This window comes from Burkholderia sp. USMB20, from assembly GCF_000949135.2.
GTDB lineage: Bacteria > Pseudomonadota > Gammaproteobacteria > Burkholderiales > Burkholderiaceae > Burkholderia.
Window position 1 is genome coordinate 167,231 of record NZ_JTAN02000003.1, and the last position, 25,738, is coordinate 192,968.

24 protein-coding genes are annotated in these 25,738 nt (G+C 66.8%); 11 read left to right on the top strand and 13 right to left on the bottom strand.

The features are described from left to right. Positions 1 to 67 precede the first annotated feature (67 nt). Positions 68 to 1,930, top strand: a complete 1,863-nt coding sequence (locus PL79_RS04815; RefSeq protein WP_044847577.1) for a methyl-accepting chemotaxis protein — start codon at positions 68 to 70, stop codon at positions 1,928 to 1,930. 102 nt (positions 1,931 to 2,032) lie between these two features. Continuing rightward, the gene (locus PL79_RS04820; RefSeq protein WP_044847576.1) at positions 2,033 to 2,821 is read left to right on the top strand and encodes a hypothetical protein; all 789 of its coding nucleotides are present in this window, start codon (positions 2,033 to 2,035) and stop codon (positions 2,819 to 2,821) included. Positions 2,822 to 2,965: 144 nt separating this feature from the next. Here PL79_RS04820 and wecB read toward each other — a convergent pair whose 3' ends face one another. Further along, entirely contained in the window at positions 2,966 to 4,183 is a 1,218-nt protein-coding gene (wecB, locus tag PL79_RS04825) for a non-hydrolyzing UDP-N-acetylglucosamine 2-epimerase (protein WP_044847575.1), read from the bottom strand. A 1,274-nt stretch (positions 4,184 to 5,457) separates the two neighbouring features. On the opposite strand from wecB, the gene glmS reads away from it, so the two are divergent. From glmS to PL79_RS04845, 4 genes are all read left to right on the top strand, one after another. Then, positions 5,458 to 7,275, top strand: a complete 1,818-nt coding sequence (glmS, locus tag PL79_RS04830) for a glutamine--fructose-6-phosphate transaminase (isomerizing) (RefSeq protein ID WP_044847574.1) — start codon at positions 5,458 to 5,460, stop codon at positions 7,273 to 7,275. Between the two features lie 545 nt (positions 7,276 to 7,820). Further along, positions 7,821 to 8,024, top strand: coding sequence for a cold-shock protein (locus PL79_RS04835; protein WP_006485974.1), 204 nt, complete (start codon positions 7,821 to 7,823; stop codon positions 8,022 to 8,024). Between the two features lie 279 nt (positions 8,025 to 8,303). Beyond that, positions 8,304 to 8,528 carry a hypothetical protein gene (locus tag PL79_RS04840; RefSeq protein WP_044847573.1) on the top strand — a complete coding sequence of 75 codons (225 nt, stop codon included), beginning with the start codon at positions 8,304 to 8,306 and terminating at the stop codon, positions 8,526 to 8,528. Positions 8,529 to 8,857: 329 nt separating this feature from the next. Then, complete coding sequence (locus PL79_RS04845; protein WP_044847572.1) at positions 8,858 to 9,268, top strand: TIGR02594 family protein; 411 nt, start codon at positions 8,858 to 8,860, stop codon at positions 9,266 to 9,268. A 142-nt stretch (positions 9,269 to 9,410) separates the two neighbouring features. Here PL79_RS04845 and PL79_RS04850 read toward each other — a convergent pair whose 3' ends face one another. The 5 genes from PL79_RS04850 to PL79_RS04870 form a co-directional block, all read right to left on the bottom strand. Next, positions 9,411 to 10,847 carry an efflux transporter outer membrane subunit gene (locus PL79_RS04850; protein WP_044847571.1) on the bottom strand — a complete coding sequence of 479 codons (1,437 nt, stop codon included), beginning with the start codon at positions 10,845 to 10,847 and terminating at the stop codon, positions 9,411 to 9,413. Positions 10,848 to 10,863: 16 nt separating this feature from the next. Continuing rightward, positions 10,864 to 12,438: a DHA2 family efflux MFS transporter permease subunit gene (locus PL79_RS04855; RefSeq protein ID WP_044847570.1), complete on the bottom strand. Its 1,575-nt coding sequence runs from the start codon at positions 12,436 to 12,438 to the stop codon at positions 10,864 to 10,866. 13 nt (positions 12,439 to 12,451) lie between these two features. Continuing rightward, positions 12,452 to 13,540 (bottom strand): HlyD family secretion protein, encoded by a 1,089-nt coding sequence (locus tag PL79_RS04860; protein WP_044847569.1) that lies wholly within the window; start codon positions 13,538 to 13,540, stop codon positions 12,452 to 12,454. Positions 13,541 to 13,601: 61 nt separating this feature from the next. Then, on the bottom strand, positions 13,602 to 14,033 hold the full coding sequence (locus PL79_RS04865) for a MarR family winged helix-turn-helix transcriptional regulator (RefSeq protein WP_044847568.1): 432 nt from the start codon (positions 14,031 to 14,033) through the stop codon (positions 13,602 to 13,604). Between the two features lie 107 nt (positions 14,034 to 14,140). After that, complete coding sequence (locus PL79_RS04870; protein WP_044847567.1) at positions 14,141 to 15,061, bottom strand: LysR family transcriptional regulator; 921 nt, start codon at positions 15,059 to 15,061, stop codon at positions 14,141 to 14,143. Between the two features lie 112 nt (positions 15,062 to 15,173). Between PL79_RS04870 and PL79_RS04875 the strand changes: the two genes are divergently transcribed. The 3 genes from PL79_RS04875 (at position 15,174) to PL79_RS04885 (ending at position 17,357) form a co-directional block, all read left to right on the top strand. Next, complete coding sequence (locus tag PL79_RS04875) at positions 15,174 to 15,602, top strand: MarR family winged helix-turn-helix transcriptional regulator (RefSeq protein WP_044847566.1); 429 nt, start codon at positions 15,174 to 15,176, stop codon at positions 15,600 to 15,602. 65 nt (positions 15,603 to 15,667) lie between these two features. Next, a complete protein-coding gene (locus PL79_RS04880) occupies positions 15,668 to 16,915 on the top strand; it encodes an aconitase X (RefSeq protein WP_044847565.1) in 1,248 nt (415 codons plus the stop codon). Next, positions 16,908 to 17,357 carry an aconitase X swivel domain-containing protein gene (locus PL79_RS04885; RefSeq protein WP_044847564.1) on the top strand — a complete coding sequence of 150 codons (450 nt, stop codon included), beginning with the start codon at positions 16,908 to 16,910 and terminating at the stop codon, positions 17,355 to 17,357. The genes PL79_RS04880 and PL79_RS04885 overlap by 8 nt, the downstream gene beginning before the upstream one ends. Before the next feature lie 20 nt (positions 17,358 to 17,377). Here PL79_RS04885 and PL79_RS36040 read toward each other — a convergent pair whose 3' ends face one another. From PL79_RS36040 to PL79_RS04900, 3 genes are all read right to left on the bottom strand, one after another. Beyond that, positions 17,378 to 17,980: a hypothetical protein gene (locus PL79_RS36040; protein WP_063927861.1), complete on the bottom strand. Its 603-nt coding sequence runs from the start codon at positions 17,978 to 17,980 to the stop codon at positions 17,378 to 17,380. Beyond that, on the bottom strand, positions 17,977 to 18,417 hold the full coding sequence (locus tag PL79_RS04895) for a hypothetical protein (RefSeq protein ID WP_235879219.1): 441 nt from the start codon (positions 18,415 to 18,417) through the stop codon (positions 17,977 to 17,979). The genes PL79_RS36040 and PL79_RS04895 overlap by 4 nt, the downstream gene beginning before the upstream one ends. 215 nt (positions 18,418 to 18,632) lie before the next feature. Further along, positions 18,633 to 19,715 (bottom strand): AraC family transcriptional regulator, encoded by a 1,083-nt coding sequence (locus PL79_RS04900; RefSeq protein WP_044847562.1) that lies wholly within the window; start codon positions 19,713 to 19,715, stop codon positions 18,633 to 18,635. A 76-nt stretch (positions 19,716 to 19,791) separates the two neighbouring features. Between PL79_RS04900 and PL79_RS04905 the strand changes: the two genes are divergently transcribed. Next, positions 19,792 to 21,825: an NADPH-dependent 2,4-dienoyl-CoA reductase gene (locus PL79_RS04905; protein WP_044847561.1), complete on the top strand. Its 2,034-nt coding sequence runs from the start codon at positions 19,792 to 19,794 to the stop codon at positions 21,823 to 21,825. 24 nt (positions 21,826 to 21,849) lie between these two features. On the opposite strand, the gene PL79_RS04910 is transcribed toward PL79_RS04905, so the two are convergent. Both PL79_RS04910 and PL79_RS04915 read right to left on the bottom strand, forming a co-directional pair. Beyond that, the gene (locus tag PL79_RS04910) at positions 21,850 to 22,260 is read right to left on the bottom strand and encodes a DUF2471 family protein (RefSeq protein ID WP_044847560.1); all 411 of its coding nucleotides are present in this window, start codon (positions 22,258 to 22,260) and stop codon (positions 21,850 to 21,852) included. Positions 22,261 to 22,565: 305 nt separating this feature from the next. After that, entirely contained in the window at positions 22,566 to 23,459 is an 894-nt protein-coding gene (locus PL79_RS04915) for a LysR family transcriptional regulator (protein WP_044847559.1), read from the bottom strand. A gap of 86 nt (positions 23,460 to 23,545) precedes the next feature. Here PL79_RS04915 and PL79_RS04920 point away from each other — a divergent pair, with 86 nt between their 5' ends. After that, on the top strand, positions 23,546 to 24,331 hold the full coding sequence (locus PL79_RS04920) for an NAD(P)H-dependent oxidoreductase (protein WP_044847558.1): 786 nt from the start codon (positions 23,546 to 23,548) through the stop codon (positions 24,329 to 24,331). A gap of 143 nt (positions 24,332 to 24,474) precedes the next feature. Here the strand turns inward: PL79_RS04920 and catC are convergent, their stop codons facing one another. After that, a complete protein-coding gene (catC, locus tag PL79_RS04925) occupies positions 24,475 to 24,765 on the bottom strand; it encodes a muconolactone Delta-isomerase (RefSeq protein ID WP_044847557.1) in 291 nt (96 codons plus the stop codon). Between the two features lie 43 nt (positions 24,766 to 24,808). Continuing rightward, positions 24,809 to 25,711, bottom strand: a complete 903-nt coding sequence (catA, locus tag PL79_RS04930; RefSeq protein WP_044847556.1) for a catechol 1,2-dioxygenase — start codon at positions 25,709 to 25,711, stop codon at positions 24,809 to 24,811. Positions 25,712 to 25,738: the final 27 nt, after the last annotated feature.

Below are 25,738 nucleotides of genomic sequence, written 5' to 3' on the forward strand. Positions count from 1 at the left end.
TGCGATTCCGCGCGTGCCTGCCGATAACCCAGGCTGGCTCAGACCGAGCGGTTATCGAGGGTTCCCCATGCATTTCTGGCGCAAGCTGTCCATTCAGAACAAGCTGATTCTCAGCATGACGAGTTGCCTGCTCGTGTTCGTCGCGATTTCGAGCGGGTTGAGCGTCCGTCTGATCGGCAACGCCGTGCGCGATCGCGTCGTCCGCGAGGAGCTGCCGACGGCCGTGAGCGGCATCCGCGCCGACGTGCAGCGGCAGATGGCCGGGCCGATTGCCGCGTCGCGCCTCCTTGCGCGCGATGCGTTCCTGCTGCAATTGGAGGCCGACGGCGAGCCCGATGCCGGCACGCGCAGCTGGATTCAGCTCGCGAAGAACGTGAAGGACGAGCAGAAGGCGGCGTCCGTGCAGTGGGTGTCGGTGAAGAGCGGCAACTACTACAACGAAGCCGGCCTGCAGCGGAAGGTCACCGACCAGGATCGATGGCTGACGGATTTCCTCGCGTCGGGCAAGGCCTACGAGGTGAACATGGACCGCGAGGTCACGGCCGGCGGCTACATGATGTTCATCAACAGCCGGGTGGAGCTGGACGGCACGCCGATCGGTGCGACCGGCATGAGCCTGTCCGTCGACGCGCTCGCGAGGGGGATCGCCGCATACCGGATCGGCAATACCGGGTTTGCGTACCTCGTACGGCCGGACGGCGCGATCATGATGCATCGCGATGCGTCGCTGATCGACGGCAAGCACTTCCTGAAGGACGAACCGGGCCTGCCTGGCGACGCATCGTCGACGCTGCTGGCCGGCAAGCCGTATGCGACGCTGAGCTACGACGGCGACGGCGGTGCGCGCTTCATCGCGACATCGTTCGTTCCGGAGCTGAATGCGTACGTGGTCGTCGAAGTGCCGCAGGCCGAACTGCTCGGGCCGGTTACGCGTGCGATTCGCAGCGCGGCGCTCGTCGCCGCGATCGCGGGCCTCGGTGTCGCGCTGGTCGTGATCTGGCTGGTCGGGCGCGCGATCGCCGCGCCGATCCGCCGCGCGGCGACGCTGCTGTCGGACATCGCGAGCGGCCAGGGCGACCTGACGCGCCGGATGACGGTCGAAAGCCAGGACGAGATCGGCCAGCTGTCGGACGCGTTCAACCGTTTCGTATCGTCGTTGTCGACGCTCGTCCACCGGATCCGCGCGGCGTCCGCGTCGATTGCGACCGGGTCCGCGCAGATCGCGTCGGGCAATGCCGACCTCAGCGAACGCACCGAAGGGCAGTCGGGCAACCTCGAGCGGACGGCTTCGTCGATGGAGGAGATCACGGCGGTCGTGCGCAACAACACCGAAACCGCGACGACGGCCGCGCAGCTGATCACCGGCGCCGCCGACACGGCGACGCGCGGCGGGCAGGTCGTCGGCGAAGTCGTGACGACGATGGAGCAGATCAGCGATGCGTCGCGGCGGATCGCCGAGATCATCGTGATGATCGACGGCATCTCGTTCCAGACCAACATCCTCGCGCTGAATGCGGCGGTCGAGGCCGCCCGCGCCGGCGAGCAGGGGCGCGGGTTCGCGGTCGTCGCGGCGGAAGTGCGGAACCTCGCGCAGCGCAGCGCGCAGGCGGCGAAGGAGATCAAGGCGCTGATCGAGCACAGTGCGGGGACGGTGAGCACCGGGTCGCGGCTCGTCGGCGAGGCCGGCAAGGTGATGCGCGATGTCGTGTCGCAGGTGCAGGGCGTCAGCGCGATGATGAGCGAGATCGCCGAGGCGAGCCTGGAGCAGAGCGCGGGCATCGACCAGATCGGCGACGCGGTGCAGTCGCTCGATCAGATGACACAGCAGAACGCGGCGCTGGTCGAGGAGAGCGCGGCGGCCGCGGAGAGCCTGAAGCAGCAGGCGGCGGATCTGACGCGCCTGGTATCGGCGTTCAAGGTAGATGAATAGCGTCCGCGCGACGTTAGAATGAACGCGTTTCTGGGGGACGGCTGCCGTGGGGATACGGTAGCCGTTTTCGCTGTCGGCGCGGGAATCGGTGACGTCATAAAAATGAAGCGCATTTCAAGACTGAAGGTCGGGGTGGGGGCGGTGGTGGTCGCGGCGGTGTTCGCCGCGGTCGGGGCGAAGGTGATCGCATCGCCGGCGGATGCGTATCTTGCCTATCGGAAGCAGGCCGCGGCGGCGGTGGCGGCGGCCCGGATGGAGGATCGGGCGGGCCTCGACCGGCAGTACACGGCCGACGTGAACGCGCGGCTCGCCAAACTAATTGGCACGGTCAGGGCGCGCGGGTTCGTCGCGCAGGCCGAGGGCACGGTGCAGAGCGTCGGCCCCGTCGACGGGATGCCGCCGGGGCCGGACGGGTTGTCCTTCAAGTCGGACGACGGCAAGACGCATCTCGTCGTGACGACCGTTCCGCTGCTGAAAGCCTGGGCGAGCACGGCGGACGCCGGCATCAAGCCGACCGACGACGTCGCCGCGATGTTCGGCAACGAAACGCTTTACACGCACGTATTCAGCGACGACGCGGCGGCGTTTCGCTTCGCCGAGTTGCCCGTCAAGCGGCAGCCGGCCGACGGCGTGGTGAAGGCGTGGCTGCTGGGCGAAAGCCAGGACGGCGTGCCGGACGGGCCGAACACGCTGGCCGTGTCGGTCCGGCAGGGCCAACGCGTTTATATCCTGTGGCGGGGCGTGACGCTGCGCCCGATCGCGGCGTGCGGCGCGGCGCGCGTACCCGAGAACGCGCGGCAGGCGTGTTTCGCCAGGCAGGTGGGGACCCAGCGGATTTATCCGCGGCTGGTCGCGCAGGCGCAATCGATGGCCGATGCCGTGGTCCGATAGCGGGATAGCGGGCGGCAGACTCGGGTCGCAGCCGTCGCTCGCACGGCGCGATTCGACGGCGCTGGACGGAGGTTCGCGTCCGACGAATGACGGTCGGCGACGTCGCGCGTCGCCGACCGTCGGCATGCCGTCCGGCGAGCGACTTCAACGCGAGCGCAACGCCTGCAACCCCAGGGTGAGCGGGTTGAACGGCATCTCCGCGGCGCCCATCGAAAAGCTCGTCGCCTTTGCGGTCGCCCCGGGCGCGTGCATCAGCGCATGAACGATCCGCTCGCTCGCATGGCCGTCACCGTACGGATTGCTCGCGCGCGCCATTTCCTCATACGCGCTGTCGCTGTCGAATAGCCGCGACGCCTCCCAGACGATCCGCTCCTGGTCCGTGCCGACGAGCCGCGCGGTGCCGGCGTGGATCGCTTCGGGACGCTCGGTCGTCTCGCGCGTGACGAGCACCGGCTTGCCGAGTGCCGGCCCTTCCTCCTGGATGCCGCCCGAATCGGTGATGATGAAGTGCGAGCGTGACATCAGGAATACGAACGAAAGATATTCCTGGGGTTCGATCAGGTAGATGTTCGGTACGCTGCCGAGCAGCGCGCGCGCCGGCTCGCGCACGTTCGGATTCAAGTGCAGCGGATAGACGAACTGTGCATCGGGATAGCGCTTCGCGAGCGTGCAGAGCGCCTCGCAGAAATGCCGGAACGGTTCGCCGAAGCTCTCGCGGCGATGGCCGGTGATCAGCACAACGCGGCGCGACGCTTCGAGAAACGGAAAGTGTGCGGCGACCTTGTCGTTAAGCGCGCTATCGTGGTCGAGCATGCGCTTGACGTCGTGCAGCGCATCGATCACGGTGTTGCCCGTCATCACGACCGCACCCACCGGCACGCCTTCGCTGAACAGGTTGTCGCGCGCCTGGCCCGTCGGCGCGAAGTGCCATGACGACACCGCATCGGTCACGCGGCGATTCAATTCCTCCGGCCACGGCGACCAGATGTCGCCGCTGCGCAGGCCCGCTTCCACGTGCCCGACCGGCAGATAGCGGTAGAACGCCGCGATACTGACGGCCAGCGTCGTCGTCGTGTCGCCGTGTACCAGCACGACGTCCGGACGCAAGTCGTCGAAGACGGTCCCGATCGCCTGAAGAATGCCGGTCGTCACGTCGGTCAGCGTCTGGCTCTGACGCATCAGATTGAGATCGTAGTCGGGCTTGATGTCGAACAACGTGAGGACCTGATCCAGCATTTCCCGATGCTGGGCGGTCACGCATACGCGGGCATCGACATCCTTGCGCGCCTTCAGCGCGCGCACGAGCGGCGCCATCTTGATGGCTTCCGGTCGAGTCCCGAACACAAGCAAGATCTTTTTCATCGTTGTCCTCGTTGAGCATCTTCGCGCCGGAAGATCCGGCGCCTGGCGCCAGGCATGGTTGCAGGCCACCCGTCCCGTCTCCGCATGTATCGACGCCAGTCGCGCGACATGCAGCGGTATTGCGGGGCGAGCGCGCCGTTTTTGTCCGCGTGGTCTGCGCCACGCAATCGTCGAACTACGACCGTCCCGTTGCACCTCGTCAATCACGTCATGAGCATTTCTCGCTGTGTCGATCGCCATGTCTGTCGGTCAGGCCGCGTACGTTTCCACGTCGCTGCGCGCCCGCACCCGTTCCTCCTTCCGATAGAGCAATATTCAAACCAGTGGCCCTGTGGCCGGCCCCGCTTCGCGCCGCACCGGTGGAATGCCAGGGAACGTTTCACAATTGCTACGAGCGCGATTGCGGCGCCCTGCCGCGATGGGGGTAAAAATCCGACCGTTCGCGCGATCGAGCCGGTCACGTCATGCGACGGATGGCGACTTGCGTCACGCGCTGGCTGCCGATCGAACCGCATGCGCCGTGTCACGCGCCTCGGAGCGTTTCGACATGCGAGTTTTGTCCGGGCAACGTGGGGAACGTCGTCGGCTGCCACGCATTGCCTCCGTGCGAAGGATGGCCCTCACGCATCGCGGCGCGTGCATCGTCCGCACCGGGCGATGCGAAACGTTGCGTATCTGTAACGACCGTCCGGAGCCGGCCGGCCATATCCGCAAGGCGGTTGGTCGATGTGTGCCGCGCCGCGCACGGGGCGTGGCCGGACAAGAGCCCTGCAACGACAGCCTGCAGCGGTCGACCAGCAGAAAGGGTGGCGCGCGACGTTTCGGTTCACTGAAGGCGGAAGATCCCGCTAGGGGGGAGGTGAACCCTGATTCACCGGTGAATCAAAAACACGCGATCCGTGCCGCGAGCCCGTCGATCGGGTACCCGCAGGCCATTGCATCACGGGGCAGGGCGATCCATGGCTCACCGCTTGCTTGTTTCAGGAGGACAGGCGTGCCCGTCCGAGTTCGAGCGACGACGGAAGGGCGGGGATACCGATACGACGAACCCGCCAGGCGCGACGACACGTGCCGGGCGGGCGGCGTGCAGGCCGCGCTTGACCGCGCATCACGGCCGGTTGCCGACGCGACGGAGTGTGTGCCGGCCATTAGGCCGATGCCGACCCGCTCGCTCCCGCCCATGCCGGTTCACGATGGCGAAGACAACGGTGACCGGATCGCGTTGATACAGCAGCGCACGGTCGATCAACGGAAACAGGGGAAGGAGACGTGTCATGTGTGGCATCGTCGGCGCGGTCGCGCAACGGAACATCGTTCCGGTTCTGATCGAAGGTTTGCGCCGCCTCGAGTATCGTGGCTACGATTCATGCGGCGTGGCGACCGTCGTCGACGGCCAGGCGCGCCGCGAACGCAGTGTGTCGCGCGTCGCCGATCTCGACGCGCACGTGCGCAGCGCCGGGCTGTCCGGCAGCACGGGCATCGCGCACACCCGGTGGGCAACGCACGGCGCGCCCGCCACCTGCAACGCGCATCCGATCTTCTCGCGCGACGAAATCGCGCTCGTGCACAACGGCATCATCGAGAATCACGAGACGTTGCGCAGGCAACTGTCCGACGAGCATTACCAGTTCGACGGCCAGACCGACACCGAGGTCGTCGCGCACCTGATCCACAGCAAGTATCACGGCGACCTGCTCGCCGCCGTGCGCGATGCGACGTCGCAGCTGCACGGCGCATACGCGATCGCGGTGTTCAGCAAGCACGAGCCGCAGCGGCTGATCGGCGCGCGGGTCGGCTCGCCGCTCGTCGTCGGCCTGAAGGACGACGAATGTTTCCTCGCGTCCGACGCGCTCGCGCTCGCCGGCATCACCGACCGCTTCATCTTTCTCGAGGAAGGCGACATCGTCGAGTTGACGCCGGGCGGCGTGCGCATTCTCGAACGCGGCGGCACGCCGGTCGATCGTCCGATCCAGACCGTCTCGTCGACGCAAGGCGCGGTCGAGCTCGGGCCGTACCGGCATTTCATGCAGAAGGAGATCTTCGAGCAGCCACGGGCCGTGGCCGCGACCATCCCCGATGCGGGGTTGTTCGATCCGGCGGCGTTCGGCCCGGATGCCGCGCGCGCGTTCGAGCAGATCGACAACGTGCTGATCCTCGCGTGCGGCACGAGTCACTATTCCGGCCTGACCGCGCGCCGCTGGCTCGAGACGATCGCGCGCCTGCCGGCGCAGGTCGAGATCGCGAGCGAATACCGTTACAGCGACGCGCTCGCGTTGCCGAATACGCTCGTGGTCAGCGTGTCGCAATCCGGCGAGACCGCCGACACGCTCGCCGCGCTCAAGTATGCGCAGGCGCTCGGGCATATCGATACGCTCGCGATCTGCAACGTGCCCACCAGCGCGATGATGCGGCAGACGAGCCTGCGGTTCCTGACGCGCGCCGGCCCGGAAATCGGCGTCGCGTCGACCAAGGCGTTTACCACCCAGCTCGTCGCGCTGTTCATTCTCGCGGTGACGCTCGGCCGGTTGCGCGGCTACGTCGACGATGCGCAGCTCGCGCGCTATGCGACGCAGCTGCGGCGGCTGCCGGGCGCGCTCGACGACGTGCTCGCGCTGGAGCCGCAGATCGAGCGCTGGGCCGCGGAATTCTCGCGGCACGAGAATGCGCTGTTTCTCGGGCGCGGGCTGCATTACCCGATCGCGCTCGAAGGGGCGCTGAAGCTGAAGGAGATTTCGTATATCCACGCGGAAGCGTATCCGGCCGGCGAGCTGAAGCACGGCCCGCTCGCGCTGGTGACGCACGCGATGCCGGTCGCGACGATCGCGCCGAACGACGCGCTGCTCGAGAAGCTCAAGTCGAACATGCAGGAAGTGCGGGCGCGGGGCGGTCAGTTGTACGTGTTCGCCGATGCCGATACGCGGATCGACGACAGCGAAGGCGTGTCGGTGATGAGGATGCCGGATTACTACGGGCTGCTGTCGCCGATCCTGCACGTCGTGCCGCTGCAACTGCTCGCGTATCACGCCGCGTGCCTGCGCGGCGCGGATATCGACAAGCCGAGGAACCTGGCGAAATCGGTGACGGTCGAGTGACGGGCGGGGCCGGCCGACGATTGCCGGCCGGCCCGCGCGGACGGTCAGCGCAAGGCCGCCGCCCCGGGCCTTCACGATCTTGCCCCGCTGCAGCACGTACGCGACACGTTCGCCTTCTCCCGCGACGAGGCCGATATCGTCGAGCGGATTTCCGGCGAGCACGACGACGTCGTGGGCGCAGGAAATCGAAGGAGGCTGTCGACACGATACGGGCGGATCGAACGGAAACCGGAAGGCGGGAAAATCGTTGCCGATCGGCCCGTTCGTGCGGAGATCATGTGCAACGCGCGCCCGGCCAGGCCACGCGCGCCGTCAGTCAGGGCCGCATCGCTTCGCCCGAACAGCGAGTCGCGAGGTAAAACAGTTACAAGTTAGCCGTTGACGCGCATCTGCCCGGCGGTTAGTGTGTGCGTCGAAGTCCAAGAAGTCCGATTGCTGTTCATCAATTGCTCGCTCTCCTCAGCGGTATTCGTTGTCCTCTCCCTCCTTGATGCTTCACGCGCTCTCCAGCAGGGCAGATCTTCATTTTTTCTCAAGGAATCTTCATGGATACCGGTATCGTCAAGTGGTTCAACGACAGCAAAGGCTTTGGCTTCATCACGCCGGACAACGGCGGCGACGACCTGTTCGCTCATTTCTCGGAAATTCGTGCCGACGGCTTCAAGACGCTGGCTGAAAACCAGAAAGTGAGCTTCGAGACGAAGCAAGGCCCGAAGGGTCTGCAAGCGGCCAACATCAAGCCGCTGTAAAGTCTGAAGGGCCCGGCCTCCAACAATGGGCGCCGGGCCGCAGCGACATCAGCACGGAGCTTGGTCTCGTAAAGTTGGCGCGCTCGTTCCCGGCTGCGTCTGCTCATTGAGCCGCCGACCAGGCGCCATACACCTCGCTGCACTTCGTTCCCCCTCCGGCCGCAGCGCCGTATTTTCGCTTTCCGACTGCTTCGGGTTCAGCTCGCAATGGCGTTGGATCGGCGTATCCGTGCACATTTCGCACGGCACGCGCGCAGTCGAACATTATTAAAATTAAAAATGCAAAACACACAAAATCATCAATACAACGGCTATGCCGTCCGGCCCTCGGCGCATCGTTTGCCCGATGGCAGTTTTTCAGCCAACCTGCTGCTCGAGCGCATCGATAGCGCGTCTGTCGAAGGCCGCTACCGGTTCTATTCGCTCGATTACTTCGCGAGTGAAGCGCAGGCATTGCGGCACTCGGAACGCTGGGCACGCAACTGGGTCGATACGCGCGGTTAAAGGCAGCGCTGTAGGACCGGATACCCGACGCATATGAGTCGCCCGGGCGCGCAACAATGCGCGCCCGAACCTCGCGTGCGATCAATTCTGTACCTCCCGACTGGAGCCGCGCGCTCGATTCGGGTTACCGGATTTTCCTTTCGACGCCGGTGGCGCATGACGCTATCCCGGCGTCGAAATGGGTGGCGTACTTGAGAGGCCTGGCCTGACCGAACGGTGGTGCCGACCTCCGCATCCGTGCGAAGATTGCACGCACATCACACTCGCCCGAGAACGACGTGACCCGAGCAAATCCTGAGCGCAACCCGGACGCCGCCGATCCGCCGTGGATGGCCGTCGCCCTGGCCGAACTCGGCATCCGCCGCCATCCGCCCGGCAGCGTGAACCCACGCATCGTCGAGTACAACAACCGGACGAATCTGGTCGGCTACGACGACAAGATTTCCTGGTGCTCTTCGTTCGTCAACTGGTGCATGACGCACGCGGGCATTCGCGGCACCGGGTCGGCGCTCGCGCGTTCGTGGCTCGAATGGGGCCGCCCGCTGGACAGCCCGGTCTACGGCTGCATCGCGATCCTGACGCGCGACGATCCCGCGAGCTGGAAAGGGCATGTCGGGTTCTACTTGAGCCATGACGACGAGCACGTGCATCTGTTCGGCGGCAATCAGCTTGAAGAGGTACGCGAGCTTGCGTACCCGCTGAACGAAGTGATCGGTTACCGTTGGCCCGACGCAGGATGACCTCGTCCTCCGGCATACGCGAATTCGCAATCGCGTGGTTGGCGGCTTGCTTGATCGCGTTGTCGGTCGAATGCCCGGGATCGTGCGGCTGAAGAGCGGGGCCCCGGCACGTGTCGAGGCCGGCGCCGTATCGTGATCGCGCCTAGTTCTTCGCCACGGCTTCCACCTCGGGCCCACCGGCCGCATCATTCCTGCTCCACCCGCCCCCGAGCGAGCGATACAACGCAACCGCCGCCAGCGCATGCTCGCGCCTGAGCTGGTTGAGCGCGTCCGAATCCCGCAGATACACCTCCTGCGCCGACAGCACGTCCAGAAAATCCGTCGCGCCGCCCTTGTAGAGCTGGTTCGCCAGCCCGAGCGCCTTGTCCGAAGCCGCGAGCGCGCTGCCGAGCCGCTGCGTCGCTTCATCGCTGCTGACGAGGTTCGCGCGCGCATCCTCGACCTCGCGCAACGCCTGCAGCATCGTCTGCCGCAACCCGAGTTCAGACTCGCGCATCCGGCTTTCGCTCTGCGAGATATCGGCGGTAATCCGTCCCGCGTTGAAGATCGGGCTCGTCGCGCTCAGCGCCGCGCTGAACAGGTTGTCGGTCAGCGTCGGCAAGCCGAGATACGACGCGGCCAGAATCCCGTCCGTCAGGTTCAGCGCGAACTTCGGATACCGTTCGGCCTTCGCGACACCGACCTGTGCCGCGCGCCGCTCGACCTGCGCGTAGGCGGTCAGCACGTCGGGCCGGCGCAGCAGCGCCTGCGACGGCAGCGTGGCGGGCGAGCCGGCCGGCGGCGCCGGAATCGCGCCGGCCTGCGCGAGCACGAGCCGGTCGACCGATTCGGGCGTGCGGCCCGAATACACGGCGATCAGGTTGAGCTGATGCGCGATCTGCGCCTGCGTCGGCGGAATCCGCGCCTCCAGCGCATCGAGCTGGTTCTGCGCGCGCGTGACGTCGAGTTCCGTCGACAGCCCGAACGCCTGCCGCTTGCGCGTGAGTTCGAGCGCATGCCGGCGGATCGCCGCGTTGTCCTGCAGGATCTTCAGTTCCTGCTGCGCCCAGCGCAGGTCGACATAGGCGGATGCCGCATCGGCGGCGAGCGCGAGCCGCATCGCGTCTTCCGCATGCTTTTGCCCGACCAGCTCGGCCTGCGCGGCCAGCAGGTCGAGCCGTTCGCCGCCGAACACGTCCGGCGACCAGCTCAGCGCGAGCCCCGCACCGGCCTGCCGCACGTAGCCGAGCGGCGGCGGCGTGTTCTTGCGCTCGTCGGCCGCATGCGCGGTCGCGTCGAGTTCCGGCAGCAGCACCGCGCGCTTCTGCACGGTCAGCGCCTGCGCCTGCTTCACGCGTTCGGCGGCGGCCTGCAGATCGAGGTTGCCGTCGAGCACGGTCGCGATCAGGCGGTCGAGCACGGGGTCGTTGAACTGCGCCCACCACGCGGCGGCGTCGATGTCGGCGCGCGGCACGTCGGTGTCCCACGCGGCCGGCGCGAGCGACTGGACGGAATCGTGCAGCGCGGGATGCTGCGCGGGCTGCACCGCACACCCTGCGGCGAAGGCGCTGACGGCCAGCGCGACGAGTAGCTTTTTCATGATGACGACCTTGGCTTCAGTGCGCGTCCGGCGGCGGCGCGTTGAGGGTGATGGGACGGGAAAACGCGACGGCGACCAGCGCGACCACGAAGCACAGCGACAGCGCGTAGTACGCATCCGCGTAGGTGAGCGTCAGCGCTTCCCGATAGATCAGGCGGTGCAGGTTCGCGAGGCCGGCCTGCGCGGTATCCAGCGTGTTGCCGGCCACCGAGGTCCAGTACGCGGCCTGGCGGTCGAGCAGCGACGCGACTTGCGGCTCGCCGGCGCTCACATGCTCGTTCAGGCGCAGGTAGTGGAAGTTCAGCCGGTCGTTGAGCATCGTCGCGCTCACCGCGATGCCGATCGCGCCGCCGAGGTTGCGCATCAGGTTGAACAGGCCGCTCGCCGATTTCAGCCGCGACTGCGGCAGCGAACCCAACGCCATCGTCACGATCGGCGGCACGCTGAACTGCTGGCCGATGCCGCGGAGCGCCTGCGGCAGCAGCAGTTCCCGCCAGCCCCAGTCGTGCGTGATCGGCGTGTACAGGTAGCAGCCGAGGCCGAAGCAGATCAGCCCGAACACGAGCAGCGCGCGCATGCTGAAGTAGCGCGCGGCGAATGCATACGCGCAGAGCGCGAGCAGCTGGAACGCGCCGACCGACAGCAGCGCGATGCCGATCTGCAGCGAACTGAATGCCCGCACCTGCGCGAGAAACAGCGGCGTCAGGAACACGGTGACGAAGATCCCGATACCGGTCACGAACGACAGCAGGCTGCCGATCCCGAAGTTGCGCACGGCGAGCGCGCGCAGGTCGACGATCGGGTCTTCCGCGGTCAGGGCGTGCACGATGAACAGGAAGCCGCAGATGGCGGAGATCCACGCGCAGAACACGATCACATGATCGCCGAACCAGTTCTTGCGCGGGCCTTCCTCGAGCACGTATTCGAGGCAGCCGAGGAAGCCCGACATCAGCACGATGCCGAGATAGTCGCCGCGCTTGACGAGGCTCAGGTCCGGTGCGTCGATGTGCACGTAGCGCGGCACGAGCGCGGCCACCGCGATGCCCGGCACGAGGTTCAGGTAGAACAGCCAGTGCCACGACCATTGATCGGTGATCCAGCCGCCGATCACCGGCCCGATCGCCGGCGCGAGCGATGCGAGCGCGCCGATCGTCGTCGACGCGATCAGCCGCTGCTTGCCCGGGAACAGCACGAACGCGGTCGTGAACACGGTCGGGATCATCGCGGCGCCGAGCGCGCCCTGCATTCCGCGGAACAGGATCATCGAGTTGATGTCCCACGCGAGCCCGCACAGCATGCTCGTGATCGTGAAGCCGACCGCCGACGCGGTGAACAGCCAGCGCGTCGACATCACCTTCGACAGCCAGCCCGACATCGGGATCACGATGATCTCGGCGATCAGGTAGGCCGTCTGCACCCACGACAGCTCGTCCTGGCTCGCGGAGAGCCCGCCGCCGATGTCGCGCAGCGACGACGCGACGATCTGGATGTCGAGCGTCGCCATGAAGAAGCCGACGCACATCAGCGCGAACGCGAAGACGCGCTGCCTGGTCGGTTGCGACGCGGGGTCGCCGGAAATCGCGGTGGTCATCGCAGGCTCCCGTTCAGTTCGCGTGGTCGGTATGCACGGTCACGACCGCGGAGAGACCGGGGCGCAGCACGTGCTCGATGCCCGGCTCCGGATCGAGATGCACGCGCACCGGCACGCGCTGGACGATCTTCGTGAAGTTGCCGGTCGCGTTCTCGGGCGGCAGCACGCTGAAGGTCGCGCCGGTCGCGGGCGCCAGGCTGTCGACGCGGCCGTGGAGGCGCGTGCTCGACGCATCGAGCGTGACATCGACGCGATCGCCTGAGCGCATCTTGCGCAGCTGGTCTTCCTTGAAGTTCGCGTCGATCCACAGCCCGGCCGCGGGCACGACCGTCAGCAGCGGCACGCCGACGTTCGCGAGCATCCCGACGCGGCCCGTGCGGTTGCCGACGTAACCGTCGACCGGCGAGCGGATCGTCGTGTACTCGACGTTCAGCGCCGCGACGCGTTGCGCGGCGAGTGCCGTGTTCACGCGGGCCCGCGCATCGGCGAGCTGCGCGCCGAGCACGTCGAGCTGCCGCTTCGACGCGAGCAGCGCGGCGTCGCTGCGTGCGACGGCCGCATCCGCCTTCGAGTAATCGGCGTCCGCGCGCTCGACGATCTGGTTCGATACCGCATCGGATTTCACGAGCTCGCGGTAGCGCACGCGATCGGACGACGCGCGCGTGAGCTCGGCCGACGACGCATTCCGGTCCGCCGCATGCTGACCGATCACCGCGTATTGAAGTTGCTGCTTCGCTTCGAGTTCGGCCACCGCGGAGCGCGCGCTGTCGACTTCCGCGCTCGCCTGCGCGAGCTTCGCATCGTAGTCGCGCGCATCGAGCTGCACGAGCACGTCGCCGGCCTTCACGCGCTGGTTGTCGGTCACGAGGATTTTGTCGACGAAACCGTTCACCTTCGGTGCGAGCACCGTCACGTCGCCGCCGACATACGCATCGTCGGTGCTCTCCTGGAAACGCAGCACGAACAGCCAGTCGAGCGCCGCGGCCGCGACCGCGACGACGACGGCGGCCACCGCGATCCGCATCCACGGCACGCGGCGCTGCTTTGCCGGCCGGTCGGTTGTGGCTGCCTCGCGGGAGGCAGCGGCTTGGGTCGTTTCCATCGATTCACCTATGTATATGCACTTATTGAAACGACCGACGACGCGTCGCCGATCGGGGAAGTTAGCGTTCCGGCAGGTTGTGCGTGATCCGGAACAATTCGTCTCTGAGGCGGGCCGCTTGCGCCGGTCCGAACCGCTGCTCGAACGCTTCCTGCGCGGCGAGCCAGTGCACATGCGCGTCGGCGATCTTCGTTTCGCCGTGCGCGGTCAGCGCGAACGTCTGGCGCCGGCAACGCGGCTCGAGCCGGCCCGTGACCAGCGCCGCGCCGACCAGCGGCTTCAGCGCGCGCAACAGCGCGGTGCGCTCGATCACCAGCACGGCCGACAGCGTCGCCATCGTCAGGCCCGGACGCTCCCGCAGCAGCGCGAGAATGCTGTACTGCGACGGCGTGACGCCCGCCCGCGACAGGTAGCGCTCGTAGAACTGCGAGATTCGCCGGGCGGCTTGCCGGACCGCGAAGCAATCGTCATCGATAAGCGTGGACTTGTGCATGTGCACATATTAGGTGCCCACGCGATGCGAAGCGAGCGGCGAGACAGGATCAGATTGGTGCCGTGGCTGTACCAATCGGCGGTGGAAAGGTGCGTTTGCGCGCCGGATCAGGCCGCGGCCGGAACAATCGAGCCTTCGCGGTCGTAGTACGCGGCCGTGTAGTCGATGAACGCCTTGACCTTCGCGGGCAGCAGCGCGCGGTTCGCGTAGGCGAGCTTGATTTCCACGAACGCGTCGACGAGATCGGCGCCTTCGAGCAACTGCACGAGCGCGCCCGACGCGAGTTCGGCTTCGACGAGCGCTCTCGGCACCACGCCGATGCCGAAGTCGTGCATCACCATTTCGCGGTTGAAGACGGGGCTGTTCGACGAGACGTCGAAGCTCAACGGCACGGTCAGCGTGTCGCCGTCGACGCGGAACGACAGCGCGGGCCGGCGCAGCGACGGCGACATCGGCACGAACATGTGGCCGGCGAGCTCGGCCGGCGTTTCGGGACGCGGATGCGCGCGCAGGTAGGCGGGCGTCGCGACGATCACCACCGGAATGCGTTCGATCAGCCGCACGACGGTCGTCTCGCTCGTCAGCATGTACGGCACGACGATGCCGATGTCATAGCCTTCGCCGACGAGGTCGACCGGGCGCTCGGTCAGCGTGACGTCGAGCCGCACCTTCGGATGCGCGGCCTTGAAACCGGCGATTAGCGGCACGAGCCGGTTCAGCGCGGCCGTCGTGTGCGCGACGAGCCGCAGCAGTCCCTCGGGCTCGCGCGTGTACGACTGCGCCTGCGCTTCCAGCGAGTCGAGTTCGTCGAGCACCGCCGCGCATCGCTCGTAGATGCGCTCGGCGGTTTCGGTCAGCGAGACCTGGCGCGTGGTCCGGTGCAGCAGGCGGCTGCCGAAGCGCGCTTCCAGATCCGCGACCGCCCGCGATACGACCGGCCGCGCGAGGCCGTGCATGTCGGCCGCGCGCGTGAAGCTGCGCATTTCCACCACCGACCGGAAGATGCGCAGCTTGTCGATGTAGTCCATGTCCGTCTCCTCGAAGCGATGGCGCGGCGCCGGATGCGCGCGGCCGGCGCCGGCCCTTGTTACGGCCGAGTGTACATTGACTTTATGCATATGCACATTTAAATTGCCGGTCATGAACGACATCCAGATGGCCCAGGCCTGCAATTGCCTCGCGCTGCGTCAGGCGGCGCGCTTCGTCACGCAACTCTACGAGCGGCATCTGGCCCCGGTCGGCGTCACGGCCGCGCAGTTCTCGATCATGGCGAACCTGTCGCGCCGGCCCGGCCTGTTGATGAGCGAACTCGCCGACCGGCTGGTGATGGACCGCACGACGCTGTTGCGCGCGCTGAAGCCGCTGCAGCGCGACGGCTTCGTCGCCGCGGCCGCGTCCGAGCATGACGCCCGCGCGCATGCGCTCAGCCTGACGAAGCTCGGCGAGCGCACCTACGCGCAGGCGAAGGTCGCGTGGCAAGCCGCGCAGGACGAGTTCGAGACGCAATTCGGCCAGGGTCGCGCCCAGGCGTTGCGCGACGAGTTGTTCAGCCTGACGGCGCAGCGCTAGGCGCGACGCGCGGTAGTATGACAAAAGCGATCCGGATCCACCGGACGAGACACGAGGAGCCCCCCATGCTGCAGTTGAGCGAACGCGACGACGCGATGTTGCGCGGCGCATTCGGCGACGGCGTTGCGCGCGCGATGCGGATCGTCGCGCGCACGGCCGAGGTCATGTCGGCGCCGCACCTGATCGACATCACGTCCGCGCATATCGACGGCTGTCTTTACCACGGCCGGACCAGCCTCGACTTCGTCGAGTATTTCGTCGACACCGGCGCGCGGGTCGCGGTGCCGACCACGCTGAACGTCGGGTCGCTCGACCTGATCCATCCCGAGCTGTATCACGGCGACCGCGCGATCCAGCGCGACGCGCAGCGCCTGATGGATGCGCATCTGCAGCTCGGCTGCGAATCGAGCTTCACGTGCGCGCCGTATCAGCTGAAGAATCGTCCGCGCCTGGGCGAGCAGATCGCGTGGGCGGAATCCAATGCGATCGTGTTCGCCAATTCGGTGCTCGGTGCGCGTACCAGCCGCTACGGCGACTTTCTCGACCTGGCCGCCGCGATCACCGGGCGCGCGCCGTATGCGGGGCTGCACGTCGAAGCGAATCGCGCGGCGCGGATCGTGTTCAACGCGCCGGACTTCGGCAAGCGGCCCTCGCGCGACATCTATTTCGCGGCGCTTGGGCTTCTGATCGGCCGGATCGCCGGCGCGACCGTGCCGGCGATCGTCGGGCTGCCCGCGGACACCACCGAAGACGAACTCAAGGCGCTCGGCGCGGCTGCCGCATCGAGCGGGGCGGTTGCGCTGTTCCATGCGGTGGGCGTCACGCCCGAGGCGCCGACGCTCGACGCCGCGTTGCACGGGCGGGCGGCGCAGCGCACGGTCGATGTCGCGATGGCCGATCTCGACGAGATCCGCCGCACGCTGAACCACGGCGCGGCCGGCGATGCGCTCGTCGCGGTCGCGCTCGGCACGCCGCACTTCTCGCTGGCCGAGTTCCGCACGCTCGACGCGCTGCTCGATCAGTTCGACGGCCGGCCGAAGTGCGATTTCTACGTGAACACGAGCCGCTTCATCCTGTGGGAGCTGGGCGAGCTCGGGCTCGCCGGCAAGTTCGACGCGCGCGGCATCCAGATCGTCGTCGATACCTGCACGTACATCACGCCGGTCATGAAGCAGCTGTCGGGCCTGGTGATGACCAACTCGGGGAAGTGGGCGTCGTATGCGCCCGCGAACATCGGCGTCACGGTGGCGTACGGCAGCATGCGCGAATGCGTGCGTTCCGCGTTCGAAGGAAAGGTGCGATTCGATGACTGATGCAACGATCGGGAAATTGACGGGCGACACGCTCGTGCCGGGCAGCGCATGCGCGAAGACGATCGTGCTCGACAAGCCGCTCAGCTTCTGGGGCGGCTACGACTCGGGGGCGGGGCGGATCGTCGATCGCGGGCATCCGCAGGCGGGCGCGAGCCTCGCGGGCCGGATCATGGTGATGCCGCACGCGAAGGGCTCGAGTTCGAGCAGCAGCGTGCTCGCGGAAGCGGTGCGCAACGGCACGGGGCCGGTCGGGATCGTGCTGAAGGAGCGCGACCTGATCATCTCGATCGGAGCGATCGTCGCCGCCGAGCTGTATGCGATCGCGGTGCCGGTGGTGTGCGTGACGGACGCGGTGTACGACGCGATCGTCGCCGCGAACGGCGACGTGCGGATCGAGGCGGGTGAGGGCGACGGCGGCGCGTGGATCTTCGTCGACGGTTGACGCATCGCGCGCTCGTCGGCTCAGAGGAAGCGGATGTGCGGCGCATCTGCCGCCTTGAGCGACAGCGCGTTTTTTGCCGCATTCATCTCGCGTCTGCCGCCGGGCTGATTGAGCCGTCGGATTTCGGGCCAGGCAATCACGCCGAACACCGAACGCAGGATGGTGCTTAGCGCGAGGAAGCCGAGCGCGGTTCCGCCAAACCACGCAAAGATGTCGAGCATGCCGTCCGTGCTGCCTTGTAGCGCGGACATGATACCGATGGCGAACGCGACGGTGATCAGAACGCCGATCGTCACGATGACATCGGTTCGGGCGCTGGCGACGCGTGCGAGACGAACGAGATAGATCGAACCGTCAGTCACGTTGCGGATGCCGCAGATTGCGAGATTATCGCGCCACGCGGCATACGCGACATCCAGCCGGTCGCCCGCAACGACGAACAGGTCGCGTGTCGCGCCGGTCCGGAGCGTCAGCGGCGCATCGAAAGCGTCGAGTCGAAGCTCGATCTCCTCGATGCTTTGCGTGGTCCAGCCGAGGTTGTTGCTCCAGACCTTCGTACTGATCGTCTTCTGACTGACGGACGTCACGCAGCCGGACGCGATTCGCATCGAACGATCGGTCATACGTTGCTCCGTTCGAATGTGATCCGGTGCGGCTGGCATTGCCACTTTTCCTGGGCTTCGCGCCGTTGCGGCCGGAACACCAGTTCGGACAAGCCGGCGATCGAGAGCAGCGTGCCCAGCATGCTGATGATGCTGACGAACATGGTCAGCGCGAGGACGAGCGCCCAGCCGGATTTGAACGCGGCGCTACCGATCAGCAGGCTCAGCGCGAACACGCACGACGCCCATGTGAGCAGCGACAGATTACGTTCCTTTTGCGCGAGCGCGTCGTAGGGCTGAATCGTCAGATCGTTGCTGGTGATCCACGCGATTCGGCGACGACCATGGTCGTCGAAAACGCACGCGCGCACCGCCATCCCGGGTTTCAACAGATCGACCTGCTTGAACGCGTCGGCGTCGATATCGTCGGCGCAAAGGAAGTAGCAGGCGTCCTGCATCGTCACGCGATAAATCGGCACCTTCTTGTTGTCGACCGCGATACGGACCAGGTTCGTATCGATACGGTCGATCGTCGACTCGATCACGGTGGTGTGACTGGACATGGGTGGAAGCGGGCGTCGGCCCGTATCGCGTTGGCGTGGCATTCATCATACCGATGAAAATGAAATGGGGGCCACGCGTATGGCGGTATGGTGCCACCCGCGTTTTCCCGTTATTCGTGCGCGGTTCCCGCCGCAGCTTCCCGATACGCACTCGGCGTCTGCCCGGCCCAGCGCCGGAATGCGCGCGTGAAATTCGCCGGGTCGGTGAACTGCAGCCGCTCGGCGATCGTCTTCAGGTCGAGGTCCGACGCGCAGAGCAATTGCTTCGCATCGCGAAACCGCGCTTCGTCGAGCAGTTGCCGATAGCTCGACCCGGCGTCCTCGAGCCGACGCCGCAACGTGCGCGTCGATACCAGCAGCGCGTCGGCGAGCGCCTCCGGGCTCGAATAGTCGCCGGCCGTTCGCGCCAGTTCCGCGCGCACGCGCTCGACGAGATCGCCTTCCTCCTGGCGTACCTGCGCATACTCGCGCTCGACCTGCACCAGCGCCTGCCGGTGCGCGACTTCGTCGGCGAGCGGCAGCGGCCAGTCGAGCACGTCGTGCGCGATCCACAGCGCGTTCGCCGCGCAGCCGAATTCGACCGGCGGCAACTGGTCGCGATAACGCGCGAAATAACCGGGCTCGGGCCACGTGAAGCGCAGCACGATCGGCGGCGACGCGCGTCCGGACCACTGCGAGATGTTCTGCGCGAGCCCCGTCAGCACGAACTCGAACATCACGTGATGCTGCAGCACGGGGCTCGCCTGCACGCCGTGCAGCTCGAGCGTCGCGCCGTGCGCGTCCTCCGCGTAGGTCAGCCGATATTGGCGGTTGCGCATCCGGAAGTAGCGCTGCGTGACGACCAGCGCTTCCCGGATGTCCCGCGCGGTCAGCGTCGCATAGCCGAGGAAGCCGTGCACGGTCGGCTTCAGCAGCAGCCCGAACGCGAGCCCGATGCCCGGATCGCCGCCGATCTCGATTGCGTTGAGCACGAGCCGGCCCCATTGCGACGGCGCGACGCGCGCGTCCGGTTCGGCCAACACTGCATCGCGCAGCCCGGTGCCCGCGCGCACCGCGGCCAGGTCGACGCCGCGTGCGGCCAGCGCCTGCAGCAGCAGGCGCGTATAGGCGACCGGAATCGTCGGCCGGCGTAGCCCGAGGTGATCCTTGCGAGACGGGGAGGTCATGTCGATTTGGCCGGAAATGACAAGCATTATGGCTGTTTGCCCCCTCACGTTCAAGGCGGCGCGCGGCCTACGATGACACGCATCGCTTACCGGCAGGATCATCATGACGACCTCCTTTCCCCATCTGCTCGCGCCGCTCGACCTCGGCTTCACCACGCTGAAGAATCGCGTGCTGATGGGGTCCATGCACACGGGCCTCGAGGACAGCCGCAAGACGCTGCCGCGGCTCGCCGACTATTTCGCCGAACGCGCGCGCGGCGGCGTCGGCCTGATCGTGACCGGCGGCTTCGCGCCGAACGTGGCCGGCTGGACCAAGCCGTTCGGCGGCACGCTGATGACGTCGGCCGGCGCGCGGCGCCATCGCGTGATCACCGACGCCGTGCATGCGGACGACGGCAAGATCGCGCTGCAGATCCTGCATACCGGCCGCTACGGCTACCACCCGTTCGCGGTCGCGCCGTCGAAGATCAAGTCGCCGATTTCGCCGTTCGCGCCGCGCGAACTCAGCGCAAGCGGCGTGGAGCGGCAGATTCGTGCATTCGTCCGCTGCGCGCAGCTCGCGCGCGAGGCCGGTTACGACGGCGTCGAGATCATGGGCTCCGAGGGCTACCTGATCAACCAGTTCATCTCGATGCATACGAACAAGCGCACCGACCAGTGGGGCGGTTCGTACGAGAACCGGATCCGCCTGCCGATCGAGATCATCGAGCGCACGCGCGAAGCGGTCGGGCGCGACTTCATCCTGATCTACCGGCTGTCGATGCTCGACCTGATTCCCGACGGCAGCGACTGGAGCGAGACCGTGCAGCTCGCGAAGGCCGTCGAGCGCGCCGGCGCGACCATCATCAACACCGGGATCGGCTGGCACGAGGCACGCGTGCCGACGATCGCGACGTCGGTGCCGCGCGGCGCGTTCGCGTGGGTGACGAAGAAGATGAAGGGCGAGGTCGGCATTCCGCTCGTGACGACCAACCGGATCAACCGGCCCGAAGTGGCCGAGCAGATTCTCGCGGACGGCTGCGCGGACATGGTGTCGATGGCGCGCCCGCTGCTCGCGGATGCCGAGTTCGTCGTCAAGGCCGCGCAGGGCCGCGCCGACGAGATCAACACCTGCATCGGCTGCAACCAGGCGTGTCTCGACCACGCGTTCAGGAACAAGATCGCGTCGTGCCTGCTGAACCCGCGCGCCTGCCACGAGACCGAGCTGATCTATACGCGCGTGCAGCAGCCGAAGCGCATCGCGGTGGTCGGCGCCGGGCCGGCCGGGCTTGCATGCTCGACCGTGCTCGCGCAGCGCGGCCACCACGTCGACCTGTTCGACGCGGCAGCGGAGATCGGCGGCCAGTTCAACATGGCGAAGCGGATTCCGGGCAAGGAGGAGTTCGACGAAGCGCTGCGTTATTTCGGCCGGCAGGTCGAGCTGACCGGCGTGAACCTGCACCTGAACCGCCGCGTCGATGCGAGCGAACTGATCGCGGGCGGCTACGACGAGATCGTGCTCGCGACCGGCGTGGCGCCGCGCGACCCGAAGATTCCCGGCCAGGACGGGCCGAACGTGCTCAGCTATATCGACGTGCTCGCCGGCAGGCAGCCGGTCGGCCGGCGTGTCGCGGTGGTCGGCGCGGGCGGCATCGGCTTCGATGTCGCCGAGTATCTGGTGCAGGACGGCGAGTCGCCGGCGCTCGATCTGGATGAGTGGAAAGCGGAGTGGGGCGTGACCGATCCGGCCGCGACGCGCGGCGGCGTGACGCGCGCGCAGGTCGCGGCGCCCGCTCGCGAAGTGACGCTGCTGCAGCGCAAGGCCGCGCCGCTCGGCAAGGGGCTCGGCAAGACGACCGGCTGGATTCACCGCGCGACGCTGAAGATGAAGCAGGTGAAGATGATCGGCGGCGTGAACTACGAACTGATCGATGCGCGCGGGCTGCACGTGTCGTACGGCGAGCAGCGCACCGATCACGAACTGATCGAAGCCGACACGATCGTGTTGTGCACGGGGCAGGAGCCGCAGCGCGCGCTGTTCGCGCCGCTGCAGGCGGCCGGACGCTCCGTGCATCTGATCGGCGGCGCGGAACTGGCGGCCGAGCTCGATGCGAAGCGTGCGATCGATCAGGGTTCGCGGCTCGCGGCGCGGCTGTAACGGTACGGCCGCGAGGCGCCGCCGTCACTCCATCTCGACGCGTTGTGTCTCGCGCTCTTCCGCTTCCAGCATCGCCTTGACGATCAGATAGACGGCGGGCAGATCGTCGTCGTCGCGCTTCCAGTCGACGGCTTCCTCGACGTCCGCGGCGACCATCCGGCTGTCGCGCAGCCGGATGAAGGCGTCGACGACCATCGGATCGTTACGGTTCAGGAAGCCGGTGTTCGAGAACGCCAGCTCCTCGACATTCAGCAGCGCCTGCCAGCTCATCGTGCGGACTGCGGCCGGATGGCTGCGGCGCCGCAAGCCGAGCGCCCGCTGCGCGGGGCCGCCGACGACACGCTGAAGATCGACGACTGCTTGCCGCGCGGCACGCTCGAAGTGGACGGGGTTGAAGCCGGGTTGCTCGGGATCGAATGCGGATGACTGGAACATGGTCGCCTCACAAAAGTCCGTCCGTCATGGGTGACGGAATTCGGGTCAAATGGTACAAAAGCACTGTAAATATATACAGTGTTCGAGGCGGTTTCAAGTGCTGAATGAATGTGTTCGTGCGGCGACCGGCTTCGGGCGGGCGGATTCGGGCGAGCGGCGAGGGCGGTCGGCGAAGGGGGCCGACGCATGAAGCCGCATTAGTCAGAAGCCCGTTTCTGCTCCGTGCTCTTCGCTTCATCGCGCTGCGCACGTCGTGTCTCGGAACCTCGCGGTGGCCTCGCTGCGCCGACCGCCCGTCTGGCGATCTACACCGACGCGGCAATCGTCTCCCGCAGCCATCGATGCGCCGGATCGCGATGCACGCGCTCGTGCCACAGCATCGACATCTCGTAGCCGGGCACCTCGACCGGCGCCTCCACGACGCGCAATGCGGGCGTGTTGCGCACCAGCCGCTCGGGCAGCATCGCCACGAGGTCGGTTGTGGCGACGGCCGTCATCACGAACAGAAAATGCGGCACCGACAGCACCACGCGCCGCGTGGCGCCGGCTTTGGCGAGCGCTTCGTCCGTCACGCCGAAGAAGCCGCCGCCGTCGGGCGACACGATCACGTGTTCCAGCGCGCCGAACTGCGCGAGCGTCGGGCGGCGCTTCAGTTTCGGATGACCGGCGCGGCCGACCAGCACGTAACGCTCGACGAACAGCGGCAGGCGACGCATCCCTTCCGGCGAACCTTCGGTCGTATGGAAGGCCAGGTCGATACCGTTTCGCTCGGCGTCCTGCTCGATGCGCGGCGGCACGAGTTCGACGACGGCGACGCGCGTCGCGGGCGCGGCCGAGCGCAGCGTGTTCAGCGCGGGCAGCACGATCGTCGATTCGCCGTAGTCGGTTGCGGCCACGCGCCACGTGTTCGTCGCGGTTGCCGGATCGAACGGCGTGGCCGTCAGCACCGCGCGTTCGACCGCTTCGAGTGCGTCCCGCAGCGGCTCGCGCAGCGTTTCCGCGCGCGCGGTCGGCCGCATTCCGCGCGGCCCCGGCAGCAACAGCGGATCGCCGAACAGGTCGCGCAGTTTCTGCAGCTGCACGCTGACCGACGGCTGCGACATGTTCAGTTTCTCGGCCGCCCGCGTGACGTTGTGCTCGGCGAGCAGCACGTCGAGCGTGACCAGCAGGTTCAGATCCAGTCGTCTGAGATTGTTCACGGCTATACCTGGAATATCGGGAATTCATTTCCAATATAGCTTCGGCGACGGCATCCTGCAGTCATTCAATCAACGGAGCCTTGAACATGAACGTGCTGATCGTCTATGCCCATCCCGAACCGCGCTCGCTGAACGGTGCGTTGCGGGATTTCGCGGTCGAGCATCTCGAAGCGGCAGGCCACGCCGTGCAGGTGACCGATCTGTATGCGATGAACTGGAAGGCCGCGTTCGACGCGGATGACGTGACCGATCGTGCGCCCGATGCGCGCTTCGATCCCGCACGCGATTCGAAGCGCGCGTTCGAGACGGGCACGCAGCGCGACGACATCGCGCGCGAGCAGGACAAGCTGAAGTGGGCCGACGCGGTGATCCTGCAGTTTCCGCTGTGGTGGTTCTCGATGCCGGCGATCATGAAGGGCTGGGTCGAGCGCGTGTATGCGTACGGCTTCGCGTACGGCGTCGGCGAGCATTCCGACCTGCACTGGGGCGACCGTTACGGCGAAGGTTCGCTGGCCGGCAAACGGGCGATGGTGATCGTCACGACGGGCGGCTGGGAGTCGCATTACAGCGCGCGCGGCATCAACGGGCCGATCGACGACGTGCTGTTCCCGATCCAGCACGGGATTCTGTATTACCCGGGGTTCGACGTGCTGCCGCCGTTCGTGATTTACCAGACGCACCGGATGGACGACGGGCGCTTCGACGAAACGCGTGCGGCGCTCGGCAAGCGTCTCGACGAACTGTGGACCGCGCAGCCGATTCCGTTCCGGCGACAGAACGCGGGCGACTACGACATTCCGGCGCTGACGCTGAAGGCGGAAATCGCGCCGGGGACGGTCGGGTTCGCGGCGCATCTGGCGAGCGAGCGGTGATCGTCACTGTATCGTCGTGACGCGGGGCGCCACCTGAACCGGCGGCTGTGCAAAACGTCACGGGCGGCCGGCGAGAAAATCGCCGGCCGCCCGGGGCGTGCTTCGCGCGGCCGTTCGATAACGCCGCGCTTCACATTCACTGCTTACCGATCATCTTCCCGCACCGAAGAAGGATGCCGGCACAGCGCCCGCACTTCCATCTCCATATACGGAAACAACGGCAGCTGACTCAACAGGTCGTGCAGCTGCTGCACGCTCTCGACGTCGAAAATACTGACGTTCGCATACTTCCCCGCGATCCGCCACAGATGCCGCCAGACGCCTTCGTTCATCAGCCGCTGGCACATCGCCTTCTCTTCGGCCTTCAGCGTGGCCGCCTTGACCGGATCCATGTCCGCCGGCAGGCGGACGGTCATTTCCACATGAAACAGCATCCTGCGCTCCTTGCGTTGTCGATTCGCCGAACGGGACGGCCGCTCAGGCCTGCGCCCGCACCCGTTCGACTTCGCTCGCCGGCACGTCCTGCTTGTCCTTGAGCAGCGAGAAATCGAAGTCGATCAGTGCGAACTGCCCGTCGACGCCATACGGCTTGCCTTCCGCGCCCTCGGCCTGCCTGATCTTCGGGATCAGCCCTTCGCGGGTCGCGAATGCGAAGTCGTCCCAGATATGCGGATCGCCTTCGATGTTGATCTGCGTCGTCAGCTTACGATATCCGTCCGCGGAAACGAAGAAGTGGATGTGCGCCGGACGATGGCCGTGGCGGCCGAGCTGGTCGAGCAGTTGCTCGGTCTTGCTGCCCGGCGGCACGCTGTAGCCGACCGGCAGCACGCTGCGGAAGCTGTAGCGGCCCTCGGCATCGGTGCGGATCGAGCGGCGCAGGTTGAACGCCGGCTGCGACTGATCGAAGTACGAGTAGTTGCCCAGATGGTTCGCGTGCCATACCTCGACGAGCGCATTCGCGAGCGGCGTGCCGTCCTGGCCGAGCACCTGGCCGCGCATGATCAGCGTCTGGCCCGGATCGGTGCCGTCGTCGAGACGCGCATGGCCGACCGATTCCGGTGCGCCCGCGACATACAGCGGCCCTTCGATCGTGCGCGGCGTGCCGCCGTGGAAGCCGGCCTTCTCCTCGGCCTCGTCCATCCGCACGTCGAGGAAGCGCTCGAGGCCGAGGCCCGCGGCGATCAGCCCGAATTCACGGCCGGCTTCGTTCAGGTAGTTGAGCGCGGTCCAGAACTCGCTCGGCTGCACGTCGAAATCCTCGATCGTGTAGCAGAGGTCCTTCACGATCCGGTTGACGATCGCGCGCACGCGCGGATTGCCGGGCTTTTCCGCGGCGTCGTCGAAGGTCTTCAGCAGGGCGTCGATGGCTTGCTTGTTCATCTGTGTCTCCGGTTTCGGTTGTCGTGT